The sequence below is a fragment of the Streptomyces sp. SCUT-3 genome, from assembly GCF_014083985.1.
Taxonomy (GTDB): Bacteria; Actinomycetota; Actinomycetes; order Streptomycetales; family Streptomycetaceae; genus Streptomyces_H; species Streptomyces_H thermolineatus.
Window position 1 is genome coordinate 1,067,712 of record NZ_CP046907.1, and the last position, 25,008, is coordinate 1,092,719.

Sequence of the window (25,008 nt, forward strand, 5' to 3'; positions counted from 1 at the left end):
GCCATGTTGTTCATATGTCCGCACTGCGCTCAGCCGGTTGAGCGCACTCGCGAGGGACTCGTGGCCCCTCACCAACTCACTGAGTTCAGTGCCATCCTCTGCAAAGGCGCGGGGCGTACACCGGCACACGAGGAGCGAGGGGCCGACCGCTGCAACGTGTCCTCCAAGGCGGAAAGACGGAATCCAGAACTTCCTGCCCCCAGCTGGCTGCCGTCATGGCGTAAGCAACATCGTGCCTCAATTGCCCTTCCGGCCACTGATGCGCTTCGGATCTGGCTGCCAAATACTACCGACTTGGGGCATATTGCATCCATCGGAACCATGATGTCTACAAGTACGCGGCCGATCTGGGATCCATTCAACCAGTGCTGGACGATCCCAAAGGGTCATTTTCTGCCGATGGCCAACAAACTCGTTCGCCGCTACAGCAGCATCCTTCTGGGTCGCGAGTACAACCCTCGAGAGAAGTGCAACCATCGTTGCCAGAACGCAAAGGGTCCGTATTGCACTTGCTCCTGCCTGGCGAAGAATCACGGACGCGGGCGGTGGATGAGAGGCTTTGCGCAGCTCGACGAGTTTGGGACCAGGTACCGCGGTCAGTCCTGGCACTGGCAAGTCATGACCTTGGGGCGTTGAGGTGCCCAGTTCCCCTCACCACTATCCCCGGATGCTGCGTGGACTGGTTACCGGAGACATCCCCCGCCTGGGATCCTGCGTGGACTTCTGACGAGGGTGGGGGTCGGCACCGCTCAGTCCCGAACCCCAGGGGTTCCTGCCTGCTTCAGCCGCGCGCGGCCCGCTCCATGAACTCGGCCCAGGCCTTGAAGGGTCCATCGATTCCGGCTTTGTCCTCGTGGTCCAGTGGCATCGCTTGAATCTCTGCGCCCCGCCGACAGTCGACGAGCAGAGATGCTCAAGCCATCCCCACAGCACCACCTCGCCGCCCAGGAACTATGGCCCGCCTCCTGAGGCGTGCCCTATGAGCTCGTAACACGATCTTGTTGAACTGCCCTGGTAGGCCGTGCCCGGTGTGACGATTCGGCCGTTCGAGAGGGTGTGACTACCCGGCCGTGGATCGTGGACGATGACCTGTGGGCGCTGATCGAGCCGCTCCTGCCACCCTGGCCCGAGAAGGCTCCCGGTCCACGGCCCGTGCCGGACCGGCTGTGCCTGCAGGGCATCCTCTACGTCCTGTACAACGACATCGCCTGGCAACTGCTCCCCCTTGAGCTGGGGTTCGGCTCTGGTCAGACCTGCTGGCGGCGCCTCGAGCGCTGGCAACAGGCCGGAGTCTTCGACCAACTGCACCGCGTCCTGCTCGCCAGGCTGCACGCGGCCGGCGAGCTGGACTGGTCCAGAGCATGCGTCGACGGTTCCCACGTCCGCGCCAAAAAGGGGGAGCCGACACCGGTCCGTCGCCGGTCGACCGGCGGAAGACGGGCAGCAAACACCACCTGATCTGCGACGGACGCGGCACCCCGCTCAAGGTCATCACCACCGCGGCCAACGTCAACGACGTCACCCAGACCCTCGCCCTGGTCGACGGAGTCCCACCCGTCGCCGGCCGCCCGGGCCGACCCCGCCGGCGCCCCGAGGCCCTCCTCGGAGACAAGGGCTACGACTCCAACCCCAACCGCCGCGAACTGCGCAAACGCCGGATCCTGCCGGTCATCTCCCGCAAGGGCAGGCCTAACATCAAGGGCCTGGGCAAGCTCCGCTACGTCGTCGAGCAGACCTTCGCCCTCCTCCACCAGTTCAAGCGCCTCGCCGTCCGCTGGGAACGCCGCACCGAGCTCCACGACGCCTTCGTCTCCCTCGCCTGCAGCCTCATCTGCTGGAGACGCCTCAAGAAGGCCAACTCATGATCGTGTTACGAGCTCTATGACAGCGAGAGGCACGGCGTGCTGAGCGAACTCGTTCCGCACCCGCCATCAATGCCGTCACCCACGGCTGCACGGTCGTCCGCGACTTCCCCATTCACTTCCTCGCCCTCTCCTCGCCCGCCGCTGCATCCCTCACCATCCGCGTGGAGGTCACCGACACGCGAGGTGACGAACTCCCCGCAACCGCTACCACCCCTGCAGCTGGCCCGCCCGTACCGGCGGACGCGGTCTGCTCCTGGCCGAGGCCCTCGCCGATCGCTGGGGCTGCGAACCGCGCCCGGACAGCCCCGGCAAGACGGTCCGGGCCGAGTACGCGGTGGCGCGATACGACCCGTCCGCCGTGCCCCCGTAGGGCAGGGCTGGACGCGGTGATCCCTTTGCGGGGAAACTGGCCGCGGCCAACGGGGCTCGGGGAACGGGCGAGCGCGAGTGCAGGACGCGGGGCGGGGACAAGTGCCGGACAGACCGATCGCGGGCCGCTACGAGCTGCTGGAGCGGCTCGGCAACGGCGGCATGGGCGACGTGTGGCGGGGCTACGACGCGGTGCTCGACCGGCCCGTCGCCGTGAAGCGGATCCGGCCGCAGGCCGTCGCCGCCACGCCCCGGCTGGCCGAGGAGCTCGAGCGGCGCTTCCGTCGTGAGGCCCGGATCACCGCCCGCATCCAGCACCCGGGCGTGCCGCAGGTGTACGACGCCGTCCTCGACAGCACCTACGAGCACCTGTTCCTCGTCATGGAGCTGGTGGAGGGTGTCCCCCTCACCCGGTACGTGCAGGAGGAGCGGCCCCTCCCCGTCAGCTGGGCGGTGGCGGTCGCCGCGCAGGTCGCCACCGTGCTGTCGTACGCGCACGACGTGCCCGTGGTGCACCGCGACCTCAAGCCGTCCAACATCCTGGTCGCGCAGGACGGCACGGTGAAGGTCCTCGACTTCGGCGTCGCGGCGATCCTGCAGACGGACGTCACGAGGCTGACCGCGACCGGCAGCCCCATCGGCACGCACCAGTACATGTCCCCCGAGCAGGTGCGCGGCACCCGGGTCACCCCGCGCACCGACCTCTACGCCCTCGGCTGCGTGCTCCACGAACTCCTTTGCGGCAAGCAGCTGTTCAGTGCGAGCAGCGACTTCGAGCTGATGGACCAGCACGTCCGGGCCACGCCCACCCCGCTGCGGCGCCTGCGCGCCGACGTGCCGGAGGAACTGGAGGCGCTGGTCCTGCACCTGCTCCGCAAGACCCCGGAGAGCCGGCCGGTGGACGTGCAGGAAGTGTACGAGCGGCTGATGCCCTTCCTGCCCGCGCCCGGGGAGCCCTCCGCCCTCGGAGAGGCCGGGCCGCCCGGGGCGCCGGACCCGACCGGGCTCTACCGCCGCCCCTACGCGCCCCGCGCCCGGGCCGAGAGCCGTCCCCGTGTCGCCCCGGACACTGCGACGCCCGGCCGGGCCGCCGAGTACGTGGTCTCGCCGCCCGAGCGGGAGCTGCTGCGGGCCCAGTTGCGGGAGGTGGACGAGCACTACATCGCCCTCATGGAGGAGGAGCGCTACACGCAGGCCGCCGAGGTCGCGGGCGAGATGATCGAGCCGCTGGCGCGGGCCTTGGGCGCCGAGAACAAGGCCGTCCTGCGGCTGCGGCGCCGCCGGGCGGTCAGCCGGCAGCTGGCGGGCGACCACCGGGCGGCCCTGCCCGAGTTCGAGGCGCTGGCCGAGGCGTACGGCCGCATCAACGGGCCGACCGGCGAGGCCGCCCGCGACTGCCGCGCCCAGGCCGCCCGCTGTCGCGGCGAACTCGGCCAGGTGACCGAGGCACTGGCGGAGCTGCAGGGCGTCCTCGAGGTGGAACGGGCCGTCGAGAGCGATGTCAGCGACGCGGCCGTGGAGCTGCGCCGTGACATCGGCATGCTGCTGCTCAGCCAGGGCAACCCGGTGGAGGCCCGGACGTGTCTGGAGGCCCTGTACGAGGACGTCGTGCTCGTCCACGGCCCGCGCCACGACGTGGCCGTCGAGGCCGCGGAGGTCCTGGCCATGCTCCGCCGCGAGCTCGACGGTGCGTGACCGGCGCAGCACGGCCGGGAGAACCGGTGAACGGACGCCCGCAGCCTGCCCCAGTTCGTCACCTGCACCCGGACCTGAGGCCGGCTGTACTTCTCGTCGACGGGACAGCCCAGTCCGTTCCTGCGGAGGCCGACTGCGGGCAACAGCAGCCGCAAGGAGCCGGTGACAGGTCCACGCGGCTCCCTGCAGAACCTGCCGGTGTCAGCTCCGATCCGGTGTCGGCGCGTTCGTTTCCTCCGCGATCACTTCTTCGTCGGCCGGCGGCTCGTCGATCTCTCGGCGGACGGCCTGACCCGTGTAGTCGGGCAGGCCCAGCAACCGGTTGAGGGCGTTGGCCATCAGATGCCTCCGGGCAGCCAGGAATTCGGGGAAGCGGTCCAGGGACCGCAGCTCCGGGTCGCCGGGGATCCACTGCTCGGCCAGCCGCTCCGCCGCGATGCCGACCATGTACTCCGCAGGCAGCTTGGAGGAGATCATCTTGTTGGTCTGGCCCGTCACGAAGGCAAGGTTGGCCAGGCTGTTCCACTCTTCCTTGGGAAACGTCGACTGGACGCGCGCACGAGGAAAGACATGATGGAACTCGATCTTGGCACGGGAGTTGACGGGCCGGTCGTTGATCGCGGTGTTGGTCGCCCAATCCTTGGCCCTCATCTCGAGTGCGGCGATGTAGAGGAGACGGAAGAAAGGATGGGTCGAGTACTTCTGCTCCAGGTCCCGCGGGTGGATCGGGCTGTCCACGGAGCGCGGGCCGAAAGCACGGCGGATGAGCTCGGTGAACAGATGCTCCCCTGCCCGCTCCTTGACCAGCCGCGCCTCGGCGTCGAGCTTGCCCTCCACCTGCAGGGAATAGTGGCTGAAGGCCATCGCGGTGTAGACCCACCGGCGCAGCAGTCCGACCTCTTCGGGCTGCAGCTTCCCCTGACGGTGATGCAGGAGCAGCGCAGGGACCACCACGACGTTCGGTGACGTGAGTACGTCCGAGCGGGGAATACCGCACTCTCCGCGAAGGAAGTCGACGGCGAGACGCAAGGCTGTTTCCGTGGCCTGCCACGCCTCCTTGAGGGCAGTCCCGTCCATGGTGGCACCGATCAGCTTGATGTGGCGGGCTGTCGTCCCCGCGAGCAGGCTCATGAGACGCAGGACCGCCTCCCGGTCGAGCCCAAAGCCGATGTCCCTCAACTCGTCGTGGAAGGCATCCATCGTCTGCAGGCCCTCCGCCCATCGGGCGGCGATCGCGCTGTAGACGAGGTCACCCTTGGACAGCCGGCGCCCGCCCTTGTTGAGACGTGCGAAGACCTCGGCGACCTCCTCGTAGTCGTCGGAGCTGTAGGTGATCACCACGATCTGCTGCTTGCGGATGTCGTTGACCCGCTGAAGCCGCTTGGTCCACTCTCTGAAATCGGGGTGCCCCATTTCGACACCAGCGTCCATGAGGAGCTCGTAGAACTGGACCCCTTCTTGCAGGATCGTGGAAACGGGGATCAGGAGCGGGTCCTTGCGCTGCACCGCGCTCGGGTTGACGAACTCCTCGGTCCGTACATCGAACCGGAGGTCGATGAAACGGCCGTCAGCCTTTGACTCGGGCCGATAGACCCATGCAAGCGAGGTGAGCCGCTGCTGCCCGTCCAGGAGGTACAACGGCTTCCGGGAAGACTTGGCGGACTGGACGACTGCCGCGGTCCGGAAGGGCACCTCCAGATTCGTCTCCCACAGAAGCAGCGCGCCCACGGGATAGCCCCGGTAGAGGGAGTCGAAGAGGTCACGTACATCGGTGCGCATCCAGACGAAGTCACGCTGGATGGACGGGATGACGATCTTGCCCTGCAGTAGATCTTCCACCGGAGAGACGACCGGCTCGTTGGACTGCTTCACACTCTCCCCCACCAATTTGTGTGTGTTGCAACCATGTTAGCCACCCCCCGACAACCGCCGGACACGACACATCCACCCCTCGTGCCAGCGACGGCACACCCCCACATCACACTTGACGGCGCTTTCACTTTGATGAGAGATTAATAACGCTTCCGCCATGAACGCTCTTCCGGGAGCAAGGATCTGCTCGGAGGAACGTGCCTCCGGTCGGCCAACAGTTGCCTGAGCTGGACGGTCCACAGGCTGATGGCCAACACGGACGAGTCCTGCTGTCATGCAGAGAGAAGGGGCCAGCCATGAGCAACAGGAAGGCGACCCGGAAGTCGACTCTCTACCGGCTCACACTCCCGGACCGGAGCGAGACCGACCTTCGGACGTGTGTACGCGACCGGTACCTGGAGAGCGACAACCACTCGGTCGCGACCTTCACCCGCGGCGACATCGACGGCTTGGTGGTCACCGGCGGTGTCCGGAAAGACCGCGCGGACTGGTGTGACGCGGTCCAGATGATCACAGGGGTCGATGTGGATGTGGCCAGCCAGGCAGCGGCCGGACTCGTCATCACGCGAACCCCGACCGCTGTCTACGCCCTGACGTACGGCGTGGGCTACCACATGCTCGAATCGGACTACAAGGACGACGACTTCGGGCTGGAGTTCGCCACCCGGAGTCTGGACGAGGACGGCGTCATACGGATCCGAAACCTGATCATGGACGGTCGAGGGCGAGTGGATGAATCGTCCGTCTCCCGGGGAGACCGAATCGATGGGTTCGGCATCGATCGCTACGGAGCCATCGTCAAGCGGTTGAGCGGCACGGTGAGCAACATCGCGCTGACTTCTGTCAGAGAAGGGCGGAAGAGCCAGATTCGTGTCGAGTGCGCGGGCAGTGCCATCAAGCTGCCACTCGCGACCCAGGTCGACGACTTCCTCAGCGATCTCAGGGCCATCGAGGGGGTCTGTGCAAGGCAGCCTCATCCGGACCTGCTTTTCATCGACCGGATCAGGGCTCTGCCCGCCTCCAGCCCGAAGGTCAAGGAGGCCCGGCAGGTCCTCGACGAGTTGCTGGCGAATCCGGCAGGTGAGCGGCTGGCCTTGGGCGTTCCGGAACAGTGCCTGGACAGCATCAACTCGGCTCAGTGCTTCCGGGTGAAGGGCCCCGGTCGTCCCCGCATGGATGTGGCGGACCTCGAACTCTCCGACCTGCTGGAGTACGTCCACCGCAAGCCAGCCGGCACCCGCCTGGAGGCCTTGGAACAAGTGCGTGTCACGCTCTTCAGTGATGAGGACTGCCAGACCCCGGCCAGCAGCGCTGTCAAGGGGACGCACTGGCTTCTGGCTGATGTTCCGGTGGGATCCTCTCGCTTCTTCTACAGTCACGGACAGTGGTACGAGGTGGGTGCCATGTTCGTCGAGACACTCGAGGACGAGTTGCGGGAACTCCTGGGGAAGGCCCCGACGGTGTCTCTCCCGCCGTGGCCGAAGGGACCGAAGGTCAAGAACCGGGACTCGCACGACGAGGACTGGTACAACAAGCAGATCGCCAAGCAGAAAGGCTTCACGCTTTTCGACAAGTCGAATCCGGTCACCAAGAAGTTCAGAGGCGGCGGCCTGGAGATCTGTGACGTACTCGGCCCTGAGGGCCAGTTGATCTGTGTCAAGAAGGCGGACAGCAAGACGTCACCGCTGAACCACCTCTTCGCCCAGGCATCCGTGGCTGTCGAAGCCCTTCGGACCGATCCCGAGATGCGAGCGGCGTTCCAGCAGCAGGTTGCGGACCGCGCGGCCGATGAACAGGCACCGGACGGCGGAACCTTTCATGTGATTCTGGGGATACTCCTCAAGGACGGGGAGGACATCACAGTCACCTCCCTCTTCGCGTTCGCCCAGGTCTCTCTCCTGCAGCACGTCAGGCGACTCCGCGCGATGAACGCCGAGGTGGAAGTGACCACCATCCGCCGGCAATAGCAAGAACGCGCGGTCACTCCGCACATGGGCTCAGCGCGGCGCTGCTCAAGGGAGCCTGAACTCCGTCTACTGCGGCGAGTCGTGCCCTACCCTCTGGTGATGGCCGCTCTGCTGTCCCGTCGGCCCGTACATCACGGCCCTCACCGCCTGCTGACCACCAACTCGTCCACGGCCCACGCCACGACGTGGCCGTCGAGGCCGCGGAGGTCCTGGCCGTGCTCCGCCGCGAGCTCGACGGCGAGTGACTGGCGGAGCACGGCCGGAAAGCCGGTGGACGAACGCCGGAACGGCCTGCGGCCGCACCGCGGCGGCCTAAAATCCCGTCATGCCGCATCTTGCCCTCGACATCGCCTTCTGCCAGCAGCTGGAGAAGCTCGAGAAGCACGTCAGGAACGGCGTGTTCGACGCCTGGGAGAAGTTCGAGCGGCTCACCCTCGACCAGCTCTTCAAGGACCCGGGTCTGAAGCTGGAATCCCTCAAGGGCGCCAAGGACCGGCAGATCCGGACCGTCCGGATCACCCAGGGATACCGCGGTGTGGTCCTCGCGCCCGAGACGGGGGACACCTTCGTGCTGCTCCGGGTCGGCCCGCACGACGAGGCCACCGAGTGGGCGGTGAAGCAGAAGGCGACCATCAACGCCGTCACCGGCGCCGTGGAGCTCCGCGAGATCGCCACCCTGGAAGAGCTGGCCCCCGCCTACGAGCGCATCGCGCCCGCCGAGGAGCAGCGGCTGTTCGCAAAGGTCTCCGACGGGGAGATGGCCGCGCTCGGCATCGACGACACCACCCTCGCGCAGGCACGCGTGCTGACCAGCCTGGAACAGCTCGACGTCTTCGGACGGTTCTTCCCGCCCGACCAGTACAAGGTCCTGGAGCACCTGGCCCTCGGTGCGAGTGTCGAGCAGACGTGGCAGGAGGTCGTCGTGCCGGCGCTGGCCGACGCGGCCTCCCAGGAACCCGTCGACACCACCGACTACGCGACTGCCATCGCGCACACCCGCACCAGGATCGCCGTCGTCACGGACGCCGACGAACTGCGCGACATCCTCGACAAGCCGTTCGCCGCCTGGCGGATCTTCCTGCACCCCGCCCAGCGCAAGGTCGCCTACCGTCCGTCGTACTCCGGCCCCGCGCAGGTGAGCGGCGGGCCCGGCACCGGGAAGTCCGTTGTAGCCCTCCACCGGGTGCGGCACCTGCTGCGGCACCTTCGCGACGGCGACCGCATCCTCCTCACCACCTTCACCAACGCCCTCGTGGACTCCCTCAGCGAAGGACTCTGCCTGCTCGTCGACGATCCGGACCTGCGCGACCGGGTCGACGTCATGACCGTCGACGCCTTCGCCGGGCGCGTGGTCAGCACCTCGCGCCGGCCGCTCACCGGGTACGAGGAGACCGCCCGGTGGGAGCGGGCCGCGGAAGCCACCGGCTTCACCGGAACCCCGCAGTTCCTCGCCCAGGAGTACAAGCACGTCGTCCTCGCCCAGGACATCCGCAGCCGGGAGGAGTACGAGCGCTGCGAGCGCCGGGGCCGCGGCAGCGCACTGCCGTCCTCCGTCCGGCCGCTGGTGTGGCGGACCGTGGAGGAGTTCGCCCGACGCCTGGCCGAGGACGGGCTGCGCACCTACCTCGGCACCTGCGTGGAGGCCACCGACCTGCTGACCGAGCAGGGGCCGTACTACCGGCACGTCGTCGTCGACGAGGCCCAGGACCTCCACCCCGCCCAGTGGCGGATGCTCCGCGCGGCCGCCCCGCGGCGCCCCGACGACCTGTTCATCGCCGGCGACCCGCACCAGCGGATCTACGACAACCGGGTGTCGCTGAAGTCCCTCGGCATCAACGTCGCCGGCCGTTCGACCAAGCTGCGCAAGAACTACCGCTCCACCCAGGAGATCCTCAGCTGGGCGACGGGACTCCTGCTCGGCCGCCCCTACGCCGAACTGGCCGACAGCGGGAGGCACGACACCCTGATCGGGTACAGCTCCGCCCTGCACGGCTCCGGACCACACGTCCACGCGGCCCGGACGGAGGGGGCCGAACTCGACGCCTTGGTCGAGCAGGTGCGTGCATGGGTGGACGGCGGTGCCGCGTACGGGGAGATCGGGATCTGCGCCCGGTTCAACAAGACCTGCGAGAAGGCCAAGGCCCGCCTGATCGCGGCCGGCATCCCCGCCAGCCGGGTCCGCGCGGGAGCCGCCCGCACCGACGACGCGGTCAACGTGGGCACCATGCACACCTTCAAGGGGCTCGAGTACCGCTACACCGCCGTCATCGGCGTCAACGACCGTGCTCTGCCGAACCCTTCGGCCATCACCCCGGAGGAGGTCGACCGGCTCCAGCACGAGGCCGACCTCGCCGCGGAACGCTGCCTGCTGTTCGTCGCCTGCACCCGGGCCCGGGACGGCCTGTACCTCTCGTGGACTGGGCAGCCGAGCCCGTTCCTGGTGGAAGCCGGCTGCGGGGCGGGATGACCGGCACGGTCAACCCACCATCCCCGAGACGGGCAAATGCAAATACCAACAGGGAGTTTGACGATGCTTTCACTCCCATGGGAGAGTGGGGACGCTTCAGCTCGTGAAGGCGGCGCGGCGAAGGACGTCGCGGCGCGAAGGGGTGGACGGGCGGTGGCGAGGGGGACGTGGCTTCAACAGCCCACAGTCTTGCCGGGGGTCCCGGCGGCCGGAATCCTTCTCCTGCCCGCAGCAGTGCGGGACGCCCCCGGCGGGGCGCTCGCGGAAGGGGTGTGTGATGGCCGACGAGAAGACTCCCGACGAGAAGATCTCCGACGAGGGAGCGGTCGAGAAGGCCGGGCGGTGGGTCGCCGATCTCGCGGAGAAGATCATGGTGAACGGCGTGGGGCCGGTCACGGGGTCGGTGCCCTGGGCCGAGGACCGTCTTTCGCGTCGGCAGGGCGCCGACTACAGGGCGCCCGATGACGACGAGCGCCGTTCTCCCGAGGACATGAAAGACGACATCGATGCGGTCGTCGCCCGCCTCATCAAGGAGTCCGTGGCTGCTGCCGGGACCCAGGGGTTCGTCACCGGGCTCGGAGGTCTGCTCACCGCAGGCGTGACGATCCCTGCGAATGTGGCCGCGTCCGTCGCCATCAACTTGCGGATGGCCGGTTCCATAGCGCACCTTCGGGGATGGGACATCCGTGATTCGCACGTGCGGACCGTCGTGATGATGCTCGCGATCGGGATGAGCACGCAGAAAGTCCTGGCAGCCTTCGGGGTGAAGATCGGTCAGAAGCTCGGCGAGCAGATGATCAAGAAGATCCCGATGGCGGTGCTCCATGCGATCAACAAGAAGGTCGGATTCTACCTCGTCTCGAAATATGGAACCCAGCGCGCTGCGGTCACGCTCGCCAAGGGGATCCCGATCCTGGGGGGCATTGTCGGAGGCGCTGTGGACGCAGGGGCGACTGCTGTCATCGGACGGGCCACGGACAAGGCCTTGCGCGGCGACACCCTTCAGGCCGAGGAACCGAATTGATTCCTCCTCGTGAACGAGGCCGGTCCCTGACCTGCTCCGCCCGGCACCCAGCAGGTGGCAGGACCGACGGGATCAGCACCAGCCGGGGTGGGGCCGGCCCGGAGGAGCATCACGCGGGCGGGGTTCCTGTCCCGGGGTGAGACGGCTCCGCACGCGGTACACGCGTACGTTCGCCCGGGCATCGGGAGTGCGTGCTCGGCTCCCGCTCCGCACTGTGCGCAGTCCATGGTGGTGTGCGCGGGATGCGCCAGACACACAACCCGGCCGTGCTTGCGGCCCACCTCCACCAATGCCGCCTTGGTGGCGCCGGTCGCGGCCTCGGCCGCCTCGCGCGCCATCGTGGTCCTCGCCAGGAACTTCGACCGGAAGCCCCCACTGCGATCGCGCCGGAGGCTCGGACCACGCGCTCGGCCCGGGCCCCTTCTCCTCCCCTTCCCCGGACCTCCGGGCGGGCAGGAGGCCGCGGCGACCGTCCGTCACACCTCGTACCCGTGCTCGCACCCGTGGTCAGTACAGTGATCACACCGCCGGGGCGGGCGGGCGGGCGGCGACGCGGAGGGGCGGCATGGCGACACTGGGAATGCACCGGGACTTCCTGTTGGAGTTCGCGGCGCTCGACAAGCCGGTGCAGCGGCGGGTCGCCGAGGCGTTCGAGAAGTTCACCGCGGCCACCCACGCGGGCCTGCACCTGGAGAAGCTCACCCGCCAGCGGGACCCGCGGCTGCGCACCATCCGCATCACCGACTTCTGGCGGGGCGTCGTCCTCAAGGCCGACAGCGGGGACAGCTACCTGCTGCTGAAGGTCCTCCCCCACGACAAGGCCAACGACTGGGCCTGCCGGCACCGGGCCTCGGTCAACGGGGCGACCCACGGCGTGGAGATCCGCAACGACGTCGCCCTGGAACGCGCCACCGCCACCCTGCGGGCCGCGGCCGCCGACGAGCCCGAGCGGCTGTTCGCCGCCCACCCCGACAAGGTCCTGCGCAGCCTCGGCATCGACGAGGAGATCCTGCCGGTCATCCGGCTCATCCCCGACGACGAGCACCTGGAGGCCCTGCACAAGGTGCTCCCCGAGCAGCAGTACGACGTCCTGCTGGGCCTGGCCTCGGGCATGTCGCCGGAGGAGGTCGACCGCGAGATCGTGCAGGTGTACGCGCGCAACCCCGCGCCCGAGCCCGAGGGCACCGACGGTGACGGGCTGACCGCCGCGATGGCCAGGGCCCGCGGGCGCGTCGCCCTGGTGTCGGGCCCGGAGGAGCTGACGGGGATCCTCGCCCGCCCCTTCGACGCCTGGCGGGTCTTCCTCCACCCCAGCCAGCACCGGATCGCCTACGCGGACCGGTACGCCGGCCCGGCGCGCGTGACCGGCGGGCCGGGCACCGGCAAGACCGTCGTCGCCCTGCACCGCGCGTACCACCTGGCGCGCCGCCTGCCCGCCGACGCCCCCGACGGGTCGGTGCTGCTCACCACCTACACCAAGGACCTCGCCGCCGACCTGGAGCGCTCCCTGGAACTGCTGGTCACCGACGGGGCGGTGCGCGCGAAGGTGCGCGTGGTCACCGTCGACGCGCTCGCCAACGAGGTCGTGCGGCGCGAACGCGGCGGCGCGCCGCTGAGGATCATCACCGACCAGAAGGACATCACCGCCCGCTGGGCCCGGATCGGCCGCCGCCTCGGCCTGGACTTCGCGGACGTCTTCCTCGACCAGGAGTGGCGGCACGTGATCCTCGCCCAGGCCCTGGAGAGCCCCGAGCAGTACCTCAAGGCCCCGCGGGCCGGGCGCGGCACCCCGCTCGGCCCGCTGAAGCGGGCCCAGCTGTGGCGCGCGGTCGCCGAGTTCGAGCAGCAGTTGCGCGGCGCCGGGGAGTGGACGTTCCTCCAGGTGTGCGCGGAGGCCGCGCGGCTCCTGGACCGGCGGGGCGAACGGCCGTTCCGGCACGTGGTGGTCGACGAGGCCCAGGACCTGCACCCCGCCCAGTGGCGCTTCGTGCGGGCCCTCGCCGCCCCGGGACCGGACGACCTGTTCCTGGCCGGCGACACCCACCAGCGGATCTACGGCAACAAGGTCTCGCTGCGCTCGCTCGGCATCCACGTCACCGGGCGCTCGCACCGGCTGCGCGTCAACTACCGCACCACGCAGGAGATCCTGGCCTGGTCCGCGGCGCTGCTGACCGGCGAGCAGCCGGACGACATGGACGGCGGCCGGGAGTCGCTGACCGGCTACCGCTCCACCCTGCGCGGCGCGCATCCCGAGTCCCGCGGGTACGCGTCCCGGGCCGAGGAGATCGGCGCCCTGGTGGAGCAGGTCCGCGCCTGGACCGGGGCGGGCGTGGACCCGGAGGAGATCGGGGTGGCCGTGCGCTTCGTCCGGTTCGGCCGCGACATAGCCCAGCACCTGGAGCGGGCCGGCGTGCCCGCACACGTCCTGGGCACGGGGGGCCGCCCGGGGCCCGGGGTGCGGATCGGCACGATGCACCGCATGAAGGGGCTGGAGTTCCGCTGCGTCGCGGTCGCCGGGGTGGGCGACGGCACGGTGCCGATGCGCAGCGCCGTCACCCCCGCGGAGGTCGACGCGCAGCAGCACCAGGAGGACATCGGCGCGGAACTGAGCCTGCTGTTCGTGGCCTGCACCCGGGCCCGCGAAGCCCTGCGGGTGTCCTGGCACGGCGCCCCGAGCCCCTTCCTCGCCCCCGTCGTGGCGCACTGAGGGGATCCGGGGAACGAACACGAGCCGACGCGTTCCCGGGCAGCCGTCCTCGCCCGCGTGAACTCGTCCGGTGCGGTCGGCCACCGGCTTGTCCGATGCGGTTGACGCCGGGGAGTGGTCTGGCAGAATCCCGCCATGGCAAGAGCGGGTGAGGACCTGAAGGTTTGGTTGACCGGGCTCGACGATGCGCAGCTCCGCGAACTCGTCTCCATACCGGGGCCCTTGCCCTATTGGGCGAAGCTGTCCTTTCGCAGCGCCGGGCCCCGGCTCGGGCGGCGCGAACTGCTCTCCGTCCGAGCCTGGCTGAGCCGCGCTCAGGTGCGTGACCTCAAGAAGATCGCTGACGATGCGGCCGACTCAGCCCGTCGCCTGCTGGCCCATCACGGTCATGGAGAGGAATCCCTCCGGGAACCGGATCTCGAAACGCTCGAGTCGACGCTCGCTTCCCTCCCGCCGGTGCTGGCACGGCTGACGCTTCATTCCGTCGCCATGGAGAACGGCACCTCCCGGCAGAACCTGGTGGAGTCGCACTGGGCGCGGCTGCTGGAGGCTGCTGCGCTGCCGGCCACAGAGTGCGAATGCGGTCGGGGCGGTGACGCGCACATGGACGAGACCGATGCGGAAGCTGCCGCACGGGCCGAAGAAACGGGGGGCGTCCCGCAGCAACGGCAGCGCGGTGCCGGAGAAGCCGTGGCGGGGAAGGACACCTCGAACCCGACGGTCCCTTCGGGCCCGGCAGAGGCTCTGGCGGCGCTCCGCTCACGGGCCGCGGAGCTGACCGAGGCGCTGGACCGGGCGGCCGAACGGGTGGCCGGCGGATTCGCTCTCCCGCAGGGGCTGCTGGAACAGGCGGCCGACTGGGATGCGGAACGCTCGACCGTGGCGGGCACGGTCGAGCGGGCAGATCGGACGTGGCCCACCGAGGCGGGATTCGACGAGCTTCAGGAAATCGTCGACGAGTTGCTGGCCGAGGAGAAGCAGGAAGCGGACCGGGCCCAGCGTCTTGCCGCGTTTCTGGAGCAGCGGCAGTCACTGCTGTCCGTGCTCCGAATGGCCGAGCAAGGAGGCGGCGGCACCCACCTCGAGTCGCTCCAGGAGGCACTGCGGGATCTGGACGAGCAGATCGCAGGCCTGAATCCCACCGCCGCGGCTCCGGACCGGTCCCGCAGCACCGCCGTTACGGCCCCGTGCCCGGGTGACAGCGGCGAGGCTCCGCAGCCGTCCCCGGAAACGGAGAGCCCCGCGGAGACCAGTGTGCCGATCGCCTCGACCACCCCGGCCGGCACGGCCGCCCCGCCCGGCACGCCGGTCTCCGACGGAGCAGTCGGCGACCCCGACCGGCAGGACGTGCCGCAGCGGGGTGACGGCTCCCAGGACGTCCCGCCCGGTGAGGCACGGGTGAGCGAGCCGCTCGCCGGTCCCTCCGAGACCGGTCCCTCCGAGACCGAACCGTCCGAGACCGAACCGTCCGAGACCGGGGCATCCGAGACCGGGGCATCCGAAGAAATCACGGAAGCCACGTCCCCGGCAGGGCCCGGGACGGCTGCGGCTCCCGTCGCGGAGGGGGCGGAAACCGCAGAGGACCGCCCTGCCGCGGGGAAGCTTCTCCCCTGGCGGCCCGCCGTCTGTGAGGGCGCCCCGTCGACCCCCGAGTCCTCCCCTGTGGAACGCCTGGTGGGCGAGGGCCGGTTCCAGGAGGCGTACTGGCTGACCGTCGGGTCCGACGAGCCGGACCACCGTGCGGAGTGTCTTGCGTTCGCCGACGCGGCCTTCTCGTGCGCCACGCCCGAGGACACCACTCCGGTGATGACCCGTTTCGCCCCGGACCTGGATCTTCTCCAGAACGACCGGCCGGCGCTGGTCCTGGCCGCAGCGGCTTCCGTCCGCGCCGGGCTGGTGGTGGGCTGGCCCAACGACCTGCTGCTGCAGACGGATCCCTGTGCCTCCCTCTCCGGCCCCTGGCGCCGGCTTCTGGAGTGTGCGGTCGATGTCCTGAGGCGTTACCAGCGGGTGGACCCGGCCACCGTGCAGGCTTCCGACGACGCGGGTCCGGTACTCACCCGGGAGCGTGTCGCCGAGGAGGCCGCGCGGCTCAAGTCCGACCTGCCGAAGCTCAGGATCGGCTATGCGCGCGCCACCCAGGTGCAGAACCTCCTGATACGTCCTGACCAGCCGCTGGGACGAGCCCTGGAGGCCGTGCAGAACTGGGCCTCCGGGAAGGCGGAGGCCACCGTGCTGGACGAGGCGGGGAAGGTATTCCGCAAGCGCGACTCGCCGGAACGGATCATCGAGGAGGCCGACGCGGCGATCCGTACCCCCAAGCAGGCCAAGGAGCCCATCGAAGCCAAGGCCCGGCGTTCGCTGCTCAACCGGATCGAGCAGGTGGTCACTCTGCTCTCCCAGGCCCGGGCGCTGGCCGCGCCCGGGGCGGAGGAGCGCAGCGACACGGTGACCGCGCTGAGCCACGCCCTGACCCGGGTGCGGGGGGAGGACCCCCTGCCCGGTGTGGAGGGCGCGGCGCTGCTCTGCCTGCGACGCTGGCTGGAAGGCGAGAGCCGCACGCCCGTCCCCGCGCCCGGGCACGGCGCCGTCGGCACCAGTGACGGCGACGCCGGCTCCGCCCCGCTCGGCGCCTCCGGTTTCCTGCCCGCCACCGAGGCACTGCTGGCGGCCCCGAACCTGCCGCGCACCCCGGGCGGTGCCCCCGCCCCCGCCGCTCCCGGCTTCGCGCAGGAGGTCGCGTCGCTGCTCGAGCCGGTGGACGTCCCCACCGTGGTGACGACCTATGCCGAGCGGGGCGACCTGCATCTGGTCGACGCCCTGGTCGAGGCGCTGGAGCAGGGACTGGTCCCGGCTGCCCCCGCCGGGGCGGAGGCGCTGCCCTCCGACTGGCGGGCACGGCGGGACGTCCAGTGGGCGCGCTGGTCCACCATCCGTTCCGAGACGCACCGGAACGCCTCCTCCCTGCTCGCCGAGCTCCGCACCCAGCAGAGTCTGGACGAGCTGACGGAACGCGACCTGGTCGGACGTCTGGAGCAGCTGGAACAGCCCGTCCCGGAGGGGGCGTTCCGCGGCACGGTGGAGGAGGTCCGCCGCCTCGAGGGCGACCTGCGGGACCGCGTCCGGGCATACGTGCAGCGTCTGCGCACCCAGCTGGACTCGCTGACGCTCTCCGAGAAGGACCGCAAGCGGATCACGGGCCTGCTGGAGGCCGGGGACACCGTCACCGCGGAGGAGTGCCTGGCACTGCTGCGCAAGGGGGATGCGCTGCCGGAGTGGAGCGGTGAGGCCCCGGGGGAGGACCTGGAACGCTTCGTCGCCGGGCTGGAGAGCGTCACCCCGGCCAAGGCGGGTCCGCAGGGCTTCTCGGCGCTTCCGTGGGCGGAGGCATACGCCGACGGGCAGCCGTTGACCGAGGGCGCGCTGGCGGGCCTGGAGTCCTGGGACGCCCTCAGCAGGCCGACCACGCGCGGCGCGGAGTGGCAGAAGCACGTGCCGACCGTGCTGCGCCTGCTGGGCCTGGAGGGCCGGCCGCCCGCCCGTGACGACAACCACCAGGTGCGCGGCACCCTTCGGCTGAGCGCCAGGCTGCGTGCCAGTGAGAGCGTCTCCGGCTACGTCGCGGACCTCGGCTCCGCGGCCACCACCTACACGGTTCTGGTGGTCTCCGACGAGCAGCGCGGACGCAGTCCTCTGGAGCTGCTCGACCGGAGCGACACCGGGGCGTGCATCATCCTCTACCTGTACCCGCTGGGGCTGGCGGGCCGCCGCAAGATGGCCATGCACGCGCGGGCGTCCGCGCAGCAGGCGCTGGTGGTGGATCCTGCCGTGCTCGGCTGGGTCGCGGCACGCTCACCGCGGTCGTTCCGTGCTCTGCAACGGGTGACACTGCCCTGGACCGGGTTCAACCCCTACACGCCGTTCGTGGCCGGGCTGGTGCCGCCGGAGGTCTTCTACGGCCGGACCCGCGAGATGGCCGAGGTCACCGACCCGTTGGGGGCCCTCTTCCTCTACGGCGGGCGCCAGTTGGGCAAGTCCGCGCTGTTGCGGAAGGTCGAGGCGGACTTCCCGTCGGCCCCGGACCGCAAGGCGGTCTACCTGGACCTCAAGGCGCGTGGCGTGGGCGAGGCGGAGCCCGCCGACCGTATCTGGCCGGTGCTCGCCGCAGAGCTGAAGCGGGTCGGCGTACTGGGGCCGAAGGTGTCGACGGCGGTGTCGCCGGACGTGCTCCTGGAGCAGGTCCGGCGCTGGCTGGAGGACAACCGCGAACGACGGGTCCTGGTCCTCGCCGACGAGGCCGACGCCTTCCTGACCGCCGATTCCAAGGCCGTGCGCGGCAGCGGCGGAGAGGGCACTTTCGCCAACGTGGCGAAGCTGAAGGGGCTGATGGACAGCACCGACCGCCGTTTCAAGGTGGTCTTCGCCGGTCTGCACCAGGTGCAGCGCTTCAGCAAGCTGTCGAACGTCCCGCTGGCACACGGCGGGGAGGTGCTGATCGGCCCGCTGAAACCGGCCGAGGCGCAGCGTCTGGTCGTGGAGCCGATGGCGGCGTTCGGTTACCGGTTCGAGCGTCCGGAGCTGGTGTGGCGGGTGCTGGCGGCCACCAACTACCAGGCGTGCCTGGTGCAGATCTTCTGCGAGCGTCTGGTCACCGCGCTGCGGGAGAAGCCGGCAGGATCCGCGCACTGGCCGATCACCGTCACCGAGGAGGACATCCGGGCCGTCACGAGCTCGGCCGACGTGCACCGGCACATCGCCGAACGCCTGCGGCTGACCATCAACCTGGAGGACCGCTACCGGGTCCTCGCGCTGGTGATCGCCCTCCGCAGCCAGGCCGACGGCTTCCAGCGGGGCTACGACGCCGACGAACTCCTCCACGAGGCCAAGCGGAACTGGCCGGAGGGATTCCGCCGGCTGACCGCCAGCGACGTGAAGATCTACCTGGAGGAGATGGTGGGCCTCGGCCTCCTGATCCAGCAGGCCGACCGTCGCAGCTACGCGGTGCGGAGCCCCAACGTCGTACACATGCTGGGCACCCGTGAGGACCTCGAACTGGAGCTCAGACAGACCGAGTTCAGCTTGCCCTACGACTACAACCCACGGTTCTCGCGCCGGCTGGTGGGGACGGACCGCGAAGGCATAAACCGGTACAGCCCGCTCACCGAGCAGCAGCTGCACGAGGCGACCGGCCCCGGCCTGAGCCTGGTCTGCCTCACGAAGGCGCACGCGCCGAAACTGGCCGAGCAGGCCGTCCGGTCCTACGGCGACGCGCGCGGCCTGACCGTGCACACCACCGCCCCGGACACCCTGGTCGGTGTACTGACGACGGCCACCCGGGACCGGGAGTCCAGCGTGGTCGTCGCCGATCTGCGCTACAGCGGCCTGGACACGCTCAACCAGTCGCTGGAACGACTGCACCAGCACGTCGCGGGCGCCAAGGGCACGCAGAGCCGCTCGGCGATCGCCCTGGTCGACCCGCGGGCACAGGCGGTGCTCCAGGACGAGCGGGTCACCCGGGTGCTGCGCCCGGAACGGTGGAACACCGACAGCCTGAGGGCCTGGCCGGAGTGCCCGTTCGACACGCCGGACAAGCGGCGGCGTCTGATCGAGGCGACCGGCGGCTGGCCCGGGCTGGTCGAGCGCACCGTCGATCTCGCAACCCGCGGAGGCTCCACCCTGGAGGCTGCTCTCGAGAAGATCGGGGCCCAGCACGACCGGAAGGATGTTGCCCTCGCCCACCTGGAACGGGTCGAGATCGACCCGCGCACGCGGGAGCTGCTGACCACGTGGGCCGAATACGTCGATCCGGGAGAGTGCTGCAACCACGGTGACATCGCCGCGGTCACGGAGCTCACCCTGGACGAGGTCCGCGACTTCGCCGGCCGGCTCGCCGACCACGGCGTGCTGGACGACAGCGAGGACGGCTACGCGCTGGACCTGGTCACCTTCCGGGCACTCAACACCGTGAGGCAGCAAGGATGATCGCCTCGGCCGTCGTCGGGGCGAGGGCCTTGCCGGGAGTCCGGATCCGGCTGAACCACCTGCTGACGGACCTGAACAGCGGACGCAGCTGCCTGTGGCTGCTGCCGAGAAAGATGCTGGAAGGGCCCGACTCCCCGGCGGATCACCTTTTCGACGAGCTGCTGAACGAGCTCCACGACTTCGTGCTGCTGCCGTCGGACGACCCCGACGGACCGCCGCCCGTCCGGCCCCGGGCTCCCGCCCGGGTCGCAGTACCGGACTCCGGGCTGTGGTCGGGGCTGGCCCCGGCCCTCGACTACGACGACGGGCTGGCGGACCTCTTCTCCGCCGCCCCGGTGTCCGGACCCGCCGAGCCGGACACGGTGCCCGCCCCTCCGACCGAGGCGGAGGCGTTGGCGGACCTGCTGGAACGTCTGGCGAAGGAGCTGGGCCTCCAGTCCGACGGCGCGCAGGAGAGCGACGACACGGCCGGTGACGTGCTCGCCCGCCTCGCGGGCGGCCGGAACGGGCCGACCGAGACCAGGCCCGTGATCGTACGGGCCTGGCGCGAAGCCGTGCCCTCCGCGACCGGCCATCTGCTGCGCCGCCTGGTGGCGACGGGCAAGGAGGCGGGTATCCCTCCCGCCCGGGGGCCGCGGGCTCTGGTGGTCGCCTCCACCGAGGACCTTCCTCCCGGACTGCCGGGTCAGCTTGCGCGGGAGAACATCGCGGTCCACTGGTGGTGGGGGGCGACCGGACGCCTGGACACCGCCACCGTCGTGGCCCTGGCGCGCCCCCCTCTGAAGTCGGTGCTGGACCGTCAGCATCTCTACGAGTCCATCGCCCAGGCCACCGTCACAGAGGTCTGCGGCCCCTTCCTCGACGTGGCAGCGGCCCTGGCCGCCCGCTGGCAGGACGGCCGCCCCGAGACGCTGCCCGATGCGCTCCACGACGTGCTCGCGGACAGCCCCGTTCCGGACGGCGGCCTGCCCGAAACCACGGAAGGGGCCCGCAACCCCGCGAGACGCCCCGCCGAGAGCCTGCTCCCTGCCTGGAACGCGGCGGCCGTGGACAGTTGGGAGGGCCGACTGCGCCACCACCCCGGCCACGACCTCCAGCGTGAGCATGCGGTGGCGTCCCGGGTCTGGCTGGCGCAGAACCAGGTTCTTCTCCCACTGCTCGACGAGGCCAGGGAACGCTTTGCCGCAACCGTGCGGTCGAGGGCTCGCATCCCGCTGCAGCAACTCGCCGAAGAGTACTGCTCCCGGCGCGGGACCGATGCCGTCGTCACCGAGTCCCCCGACTCCCTCATCGAGACCATGGAGCTCGGCGCCATGTGGGGTGCCCACCGCGACGGTGCCACAGCCCTCACCCCCAAGGAACGCCGCCACTTGCGCATCCTGCGTGAGGCCCGCAACCTGCTCGCCCACCGGACCCCGCTCGACGGCGACCGGTTGCACCGGTTGATCATGGAGCTGTACCGGTGATCCAGGTTCTGGGCAGCCGCCCGCTGCAAGGGCGCCGAGCCGGTTCGCCTCGTCGGAGACCTCACCGCCACCCTCCTCGCGGTCGACGCCGGAAACGGAGCCGAAACACCCGTCACCGCCCGGGCTCCGCCTCTCCCGCACCCCGGAGGCAGGCCGTGCGGGCCGCACCCGCACCCGCACCCGCACCCGCACCAACGCAAAAACCCCACGGCCTCGGCGAGACCGCGGGGAATGACTGGTGTCCGAGGGGGGACTTGAACCCCCACGCCCGATAAAGGGCACTAGCACCTCAAGCTAGCGCGTCTGCCATTCCGCCACCCGGACAAGGTGATCGCCGTTGCGGTGACCCGCAGCGACGAACACAACGATACCAGGGGTTGGCCGGTGGTTTCACACGCGTATTCGCGCAGGTCAGTCCGGTCGCGGCCGGGGCTGCGCCCGGGCCCGGGCCAGGGCCGGAGGCGGGCCCGTCGGCCGACCCGCGCCCCGGTGGGAGGGCCGGCCGACGGAGGCCTTTGGCTAGGCTGATCGCAGTCTTGACGGGGGCCTGCCGCACGTGCGCGGTGCGGCGGGCAAGCAGTACGGGGGTACGGCATGGCCGGTGGACCGGGCTGTTCCATCCGGAACGAGGGCGCGGGCAGGCAGGCCGGCGACCTCGACAAGGCCGCGGACGACATCGGGGACGCCAAGAAGGCCGTGGAGGACGGCGTCTGCTACGTGCCCGCCACCTTCGGGGGTACGGACTCCGGCGCCGCCTACAACGCCTTCTCCGCCGCCTGGCAGGCCGAGGCGCAGACCATCAAGGACGCGCTGCGCGAACAGGCGGACAAGATCCGCGCCTCCACCGCGAACTACAACGCCGCCGACAAGGGCGTCATCAGCTCCATGAACACCGCGGTCGGCGCGGCCGGCGCGGGCGCGGGGGCCATCGGCGCGGCCGGGACCGGCGGGGGCGGCGGGGACCTCGGCATGCCGGGAGTGAGCACCCGGCCGGTCCACGCCCAGCACCGCATGATCCGGTACGGGCTGTCCCTGGGGGGCGCGCACCGCACGGCCCTGTTCGGGGACGGCGCGGTGGCGGGCGCGGTCGCCGCCGACCGGCTGGGCGTGCAGCCCAGGTCGGTGGCCTTCCTCGCCGAGGTGGTGCGCAGCGGCGGCGCGGCGTACGCGGCCGCCCTGCCCGAGCCGCTGCCGGGCGGGGCGCCGTCCCGTCTGGCGGGTGAGTGGCTCGACGCGGCCTCGTCGGTGGTGCGGGACGTCGACGGCGACGAGACGGCCGCGCGCTGACTGGAGGCGGTCGCCGAGATCCTGGACATGCGCCGGCGGGTGCGGCACGAAGGGGCCTGACGGCCCGGCACCGGGCCCGCTGTCCACCGCCCGCCGCCTGCCGCCCACCTCCGCCGCCTGCCGTCGGGGGCAGTTGCCTGCGGCCCGTGGCGTCGCGCCGAACGACGATGCATTCGCGGACAACTCCAGTTCCTCAAAAAGGAATTGATACAGCGTCAAAAACGTCCCGGCATATGCCGGAGTGCAACTCTCTGAGCGCTAAGGCGTGTGCGTCATGCAATGCCCCGGAGGCAATGAGGGGCGCGTGATGCCCGATGACTCCCCCAATGCCTACAGATCGGGTACGTTACGGCACCGTCCGCATGCACCGTGCTGTGCGCGGCACGGCGCAGCGAGAGGAGCAGTGGTGCACGAGTTCTCCGGGCCGTTCCCCGACACCGACACCGCCGACACCGGCGCCGACACCGCCACCGCCGCCACCGCCGCCACCCGGGTGGGCGGTCTTGCCGACTCCGTCTTCGAGAACGCCGCCGAGGCCCCGGGGTTCGTGCAGTTCGAGGTGGCGCGGGAGGGCGGGGCGCGGGAGCCGGTGACGGCGGCGCGGTTCCGCGACGAGGTGACCGCGCTCGCCAAGGGCCTGCTGGCCGAGGGCGTCCGCTTCGGCGACCGCGTGGGAATCATGTCGCGCACCCGCTACGAGTGGACCCTGTTCGACTACGCGCTGTGGACGATCGGCGCCCAGCCGGTCCCGGTGTACCCGACCTCCTCGCCCGACCAGGTGCGGTGGATCCTCGGGCACGCCGGGGCGGTGGCCTGCGTCGTCGAGAACGACGAGCACGCCATGACGGTGGGCTCGGTGATCGGGGAGCTTCCCGGTCTGGGCCACATGTGGCAGATCGACGCCGGGGCGGTGGAGGCCCTGTGGGCGGCCGGTCTCCCTGTGGCGGACGAGACGGTGCACCGGCACCGTCTGGCGGTGACCCCCGGTTCGGTGGCGAGCGTCGTCTACACCTCCGGGACGACCGGGCGGCCCAAGGGCTGCGTGCTCACCCACGCCAACATGATGACGGAGGTGGACACCTTCCTGTCCGGCTGGGGGTCCGTGCTCGGCGGCCGGGGCGGCGAGCCGGCCGCGGCCCTGATGTTCCTGCCGCTGGCCCACGTGATGGGGCGGATGCTCCAGGTGGGGTGCGTGCGCGGGCGGGTGCGGGCGGCGCACCAGCCGAGCCTGACCTCCGAGGACCTGCTGCGGGACATGGCGTCCTTCCGGCCGACGATCGTCTTCGGGGTGCCGCACATCTTCGAGCGGGTGTTCAACGCGGTGCGGCGCGCGGCCCTGGAGTCGGGGCAGGAGGAGGCGTTCGACAAGGCGGTGGACACCGCGGTGCGCTGGGCCGAGGCGCAGGAGCGCCAGGCGTTCGGCGAGGGCCCCGGGCCGGGTGCGGCGCTGCGGGTGCAGCACCGGATGTACGACCGGGCGGTGTACGCGAAGGTGCGGGAGGTCTTCGGGGGACGGCTGCGCACCGCGATCTCGGGCGGGTCGGCCCTGCAGCGGCGGCTGGGCCTGTTCTTCGCCGGGGCCGGCGTAACGGTCCACGAGGGGTACGGGCTGACCGAGACGTGCTCGGCCAGCACCTGCAACCCGCCCGGGCGGGTGCGGTTCGGCACGGTGGGGCCCCCGATGCCGGGCAGCTCGGTGCGGATCGCCGAGGACGGGGAGGTGCTGCTGCGGGGCGGGCACGTCTTCACCTCCTACCTCGACGACCCGGGGGCGACGGAGGAGGTGCTGCACGACGGCTGGCTGGCCACCGGCGACCTGGGCACGCTGGACCGGCACGGCTACCTGACGATCACCGGCCGCAAGAAGGAGGTGATCGTCACCAGCGGCGGCAAGAGCGTCTCCCCCATGCCGCTGGAGGACCGGGTGCGGGCGCACCCGCTGGTCGCGCAGTGCGTCGTGGTGGGCGAGAACCGCCCGTACATCGGGGCGCTGATCACCCTGGACCCGGAGGCGCTGGGGCACTGGCAGCGGATGCGGGGGCAGCGGGCGACGCCGCTGCGGGACGCGGCACGGGACCCGGCCGTGCGGGCGGAGGTGCAGCGCGCGGTGTCGGCGGCCAACGCCCTGGTGTCCAAGGCCGAGTCGATCCGCGAGTTCCGCATCGTGGGGCCGCCGTTCGCGGAGGAGGCGGGCCTGCTCACCCCGTCGCTGAAGCTGAGGCGCCACGCGGTGCTCAGGGCGTGCGCGGACGAGATCGAGTCGATCTACTCGGGCTGAGGGCCGGGGGCGCGGCGCGCTACTCGGGT

The 25,008-nt window shown here is 70.5% G+C and carries 11 protein-coding genes, 1 tRNA gene and 1 pseudogene; 10 read left to right on the top strand and 3 right to left on the bottom strand.

Annotated features, from left to right (window positions below):
* Positions 1-1,056 precede the first annotated feature (1,056 nt).
* Positions 1,057-1,865, top strand: a protein-coding gene (locus GQS52_RS04695) for an IS5 family transposase (RefSeq protein WP_182311743.1) whose coding sequence is annotated in 2 segments (ribosomal slippage) — positions 1,057-1,405 and positions 1,405-1,865 — 810 coding nt in all. Because the reading frame shifts where the segments join, the coding sequence is not laid out codon by codon here.
* Between the two features lie 471 nt (positions 1,866-2,336).
* Positions 2,337-3,929: a serine/threonine-protein kinase gene (locus tag GQS52_RS04700; RefSeq protein ID WP_182311801.1), complete on the top strand. Its 1,593-nt coding sequence runs from the start codon at positions 2,337-2,339 to the stop codon at positions 3,927-3,929.
* A gap of 201 nt (positions 3,930-4,130) precedes the next feature.
* Here the strand turns inward: GQS52_RS04700 and GQS52_RS04705 are convergent, their stop codons facing one another.
* Positions 4,131-5,801: a DUF262 domain-containing protein gene (locus GQS52_RS04705; RefSeq protein ID WP_182311802.1), complete on the bottom strand. Its 1,671-nt coding sequence runs from the start codon at positions 5,799-5,801 to the stop codon at positions 4,131-4,133.
* Positions 5,802-6,097: 296 nt separating this feature from the next.
* Here GQS52_RS04705 and GQS52_RS04710 point away from each other — a divergent pair, with 296 nt between their 5' ends.
* The 3 genes from GQS52_RS04710 to GQS52_RS04720 all read left to right on the top strand — a co-directional run bounded on the left by GQS52_RS04710 (position 6,098) and on the right by GQS52_RS04720 (position 11,259).
* A complete protein-coding gene (locus GQS52_RS04710) occupies positions 6,098-7,768 on the top strand; it encodes a DUF6119 family protein (protein WP_182311803.1) in 1,671 nt (556 codons plus the stop codon).
* Between the two features lie 325 nt (positions 7,769-8,093).
* Entirely contained in the window at positions 8,094-10,235 is a 2,142-nt protein-coding gene (locus GQS52_RS04715) for a UvrD-helicase domain-containing protein (RefSeq protein WP_182311804.1), read from the top strand.
* 277 nt (positions 10,236-10,512) lie between these two features.
* On the top strand, positions 10,513-11,259 hold the full coding sequence (locus tag GQS52_RS04720) for an EcsC family protein (RefSeq protein WP_182311805.1): 747 nt from the start codon (positions 10,513-10,515) through the stop codon (positions 11,257-11,259).
* Here the strand turns inward: GQS52_RS04720 and GQS52_RS04725 are convergent.
* A pseudogene (locus GQS52_RS04725) lies at positions 11,238-11,671 on the bottom strand (zinc ribbon domain-containing protein); the annotation flags it as partial. The gene GQS52_RS04720 and the pseudogene GQS52_RS04725 sit on opposite strands and share 22 nt — an antisense overlap.
* Positions 11,672-11,824: 153 nt before the next feature.
* On the opposite strand from GQS52_RS04725, the gene GQS52_RS04730 reads away from it, so the two are divergent.
* The 3 genes from GQS52_RS04730 (at position 11,825) to GQS52_RS04740 (ending at position 21,414) form a co-directional block, all read left to right on the top strand.
* Positions 11,825-13,966, top strand: coding sequence for a UvrD-helicase domain-containing protein (locus GQS52_RS04730; RefSeq protein WP_182311806.1), 2,142 nt, complete (start codon positions 11,825-11,827; stop codon positions 13,964-13,966).
* A gap of 456 nt (positions 13,967-14,422) precedes the next feature.
* Entirely contained in the window at positions 14,423-19,948 is a 5,526-nt protein-coding gene (locus tag GQS52_RS04735; RefSeq protein WP_182311807.1) for an ATP-binding protein, read from the top strand.
* Positions 19,945-21,414 carry a hypothetical protein gene (locus tag GQS52_RS04740; protein WP_182311808.1) on the top strand — a complete coding sequence of 490 codons (1,470 nt, stop codon included), beginning with the start codon at positions 19,945-19,947 and terminating at the stop codon, positions 21,412-21,414. The genes GQS52_RS04735 and GQS52_RS04740 overlap by 4 nt, the downstream gene beginning before the upstream one ends.
* Before the next feature lie 236 nt (positions 21,415-21,650).
* Here the strand turns inward: GQS52_RS04740 and GQS52_RS04745 are convergent.
* A tRNA-Leu gene (locus GQS52_RS04745) sits at positions 21,651-21,738 on the bottom strand.
* A gap of 270 nt (positions 21,739-22,008) precedes the next feature.
* Here GQS52_RS04745 and GQS52_RS27500 point away from each other — a divergent pair.
* Both GQS52_RS27500 and GQS52_RS04755 read left to right on the top strand, forming a co-directional pair.
* On the top strand, positions 22,009-22,701 hold the full coding sequence (locus GQS52_RS27500) for a WXG100 family type VII secretion target (RefSeq protein ID WP_259370582.1): 693 nt from the start codon (positions 22,009-22,011) through the stop codon (positions 22,699-22,701).
* Between the two features lie 493 nt (positions 22,702-23,194).
* The gene (locus GQS52_RS04755; RefSeq protein WP_259371038.1) at positions 23,195-24,979 is read left to right on the top strand and encodes a long-chain fatty acid--CoA ligase; all 1,785 of its coding nucleotides are present in this window, start codon (positions 23,195-23,197) and stop codon (positions 24,977-24,979) included.
* Positions 24,980-25,008 lie beyond the last annotated feature (29 nt).

Bases quoted from the DNA above. Each gene is read 5' to 3' on its own strand.
- GQS52_RS04710 (WP_182311803.1), top strand. From the start codon at position 6,098: ATGAGCAACAGGAAGGCGACCCGGAAGTCGACTCTCTACCGGCTCACA.
- GQS52_RS04715 (WP_182311804.1), top strand. From the start codon at position 8,094: ATGCCGCATCTTGCCCTCGACATCGCCTTCTGCCAGCAGCTGGAGAAG.
- GQS52_RS04720 (WP_182311805.1), top strand. From the start codon at position 10,513: ATGGCCGACGAGAAGACTCCCGACGAGAAGATCTCCGACGAGGGAGCG.
- GQS52_RS04730 (WP_182311806.1), top strand. From the start codon at position 11,825: ATGGCGACACTGGGAATGCACCGGGACTTCCTGTTGGAGTTCGCGGCG.
- GQS52_RS04740 (WP_182311808.1), top strand. From the start codon at position 19,945: ATGATCGCCTCGGCCGTCGTCGGGGCGAGGGCCTTGCCGGGAGTCCGG.
- GQS52_RS27500 (WP_259370582.1), top strand. From the start codon at position 22,009: ATGGCCGGTGGACCGGGCTGTTCCATCCGGAACGAGGGCGCGGGCAGG.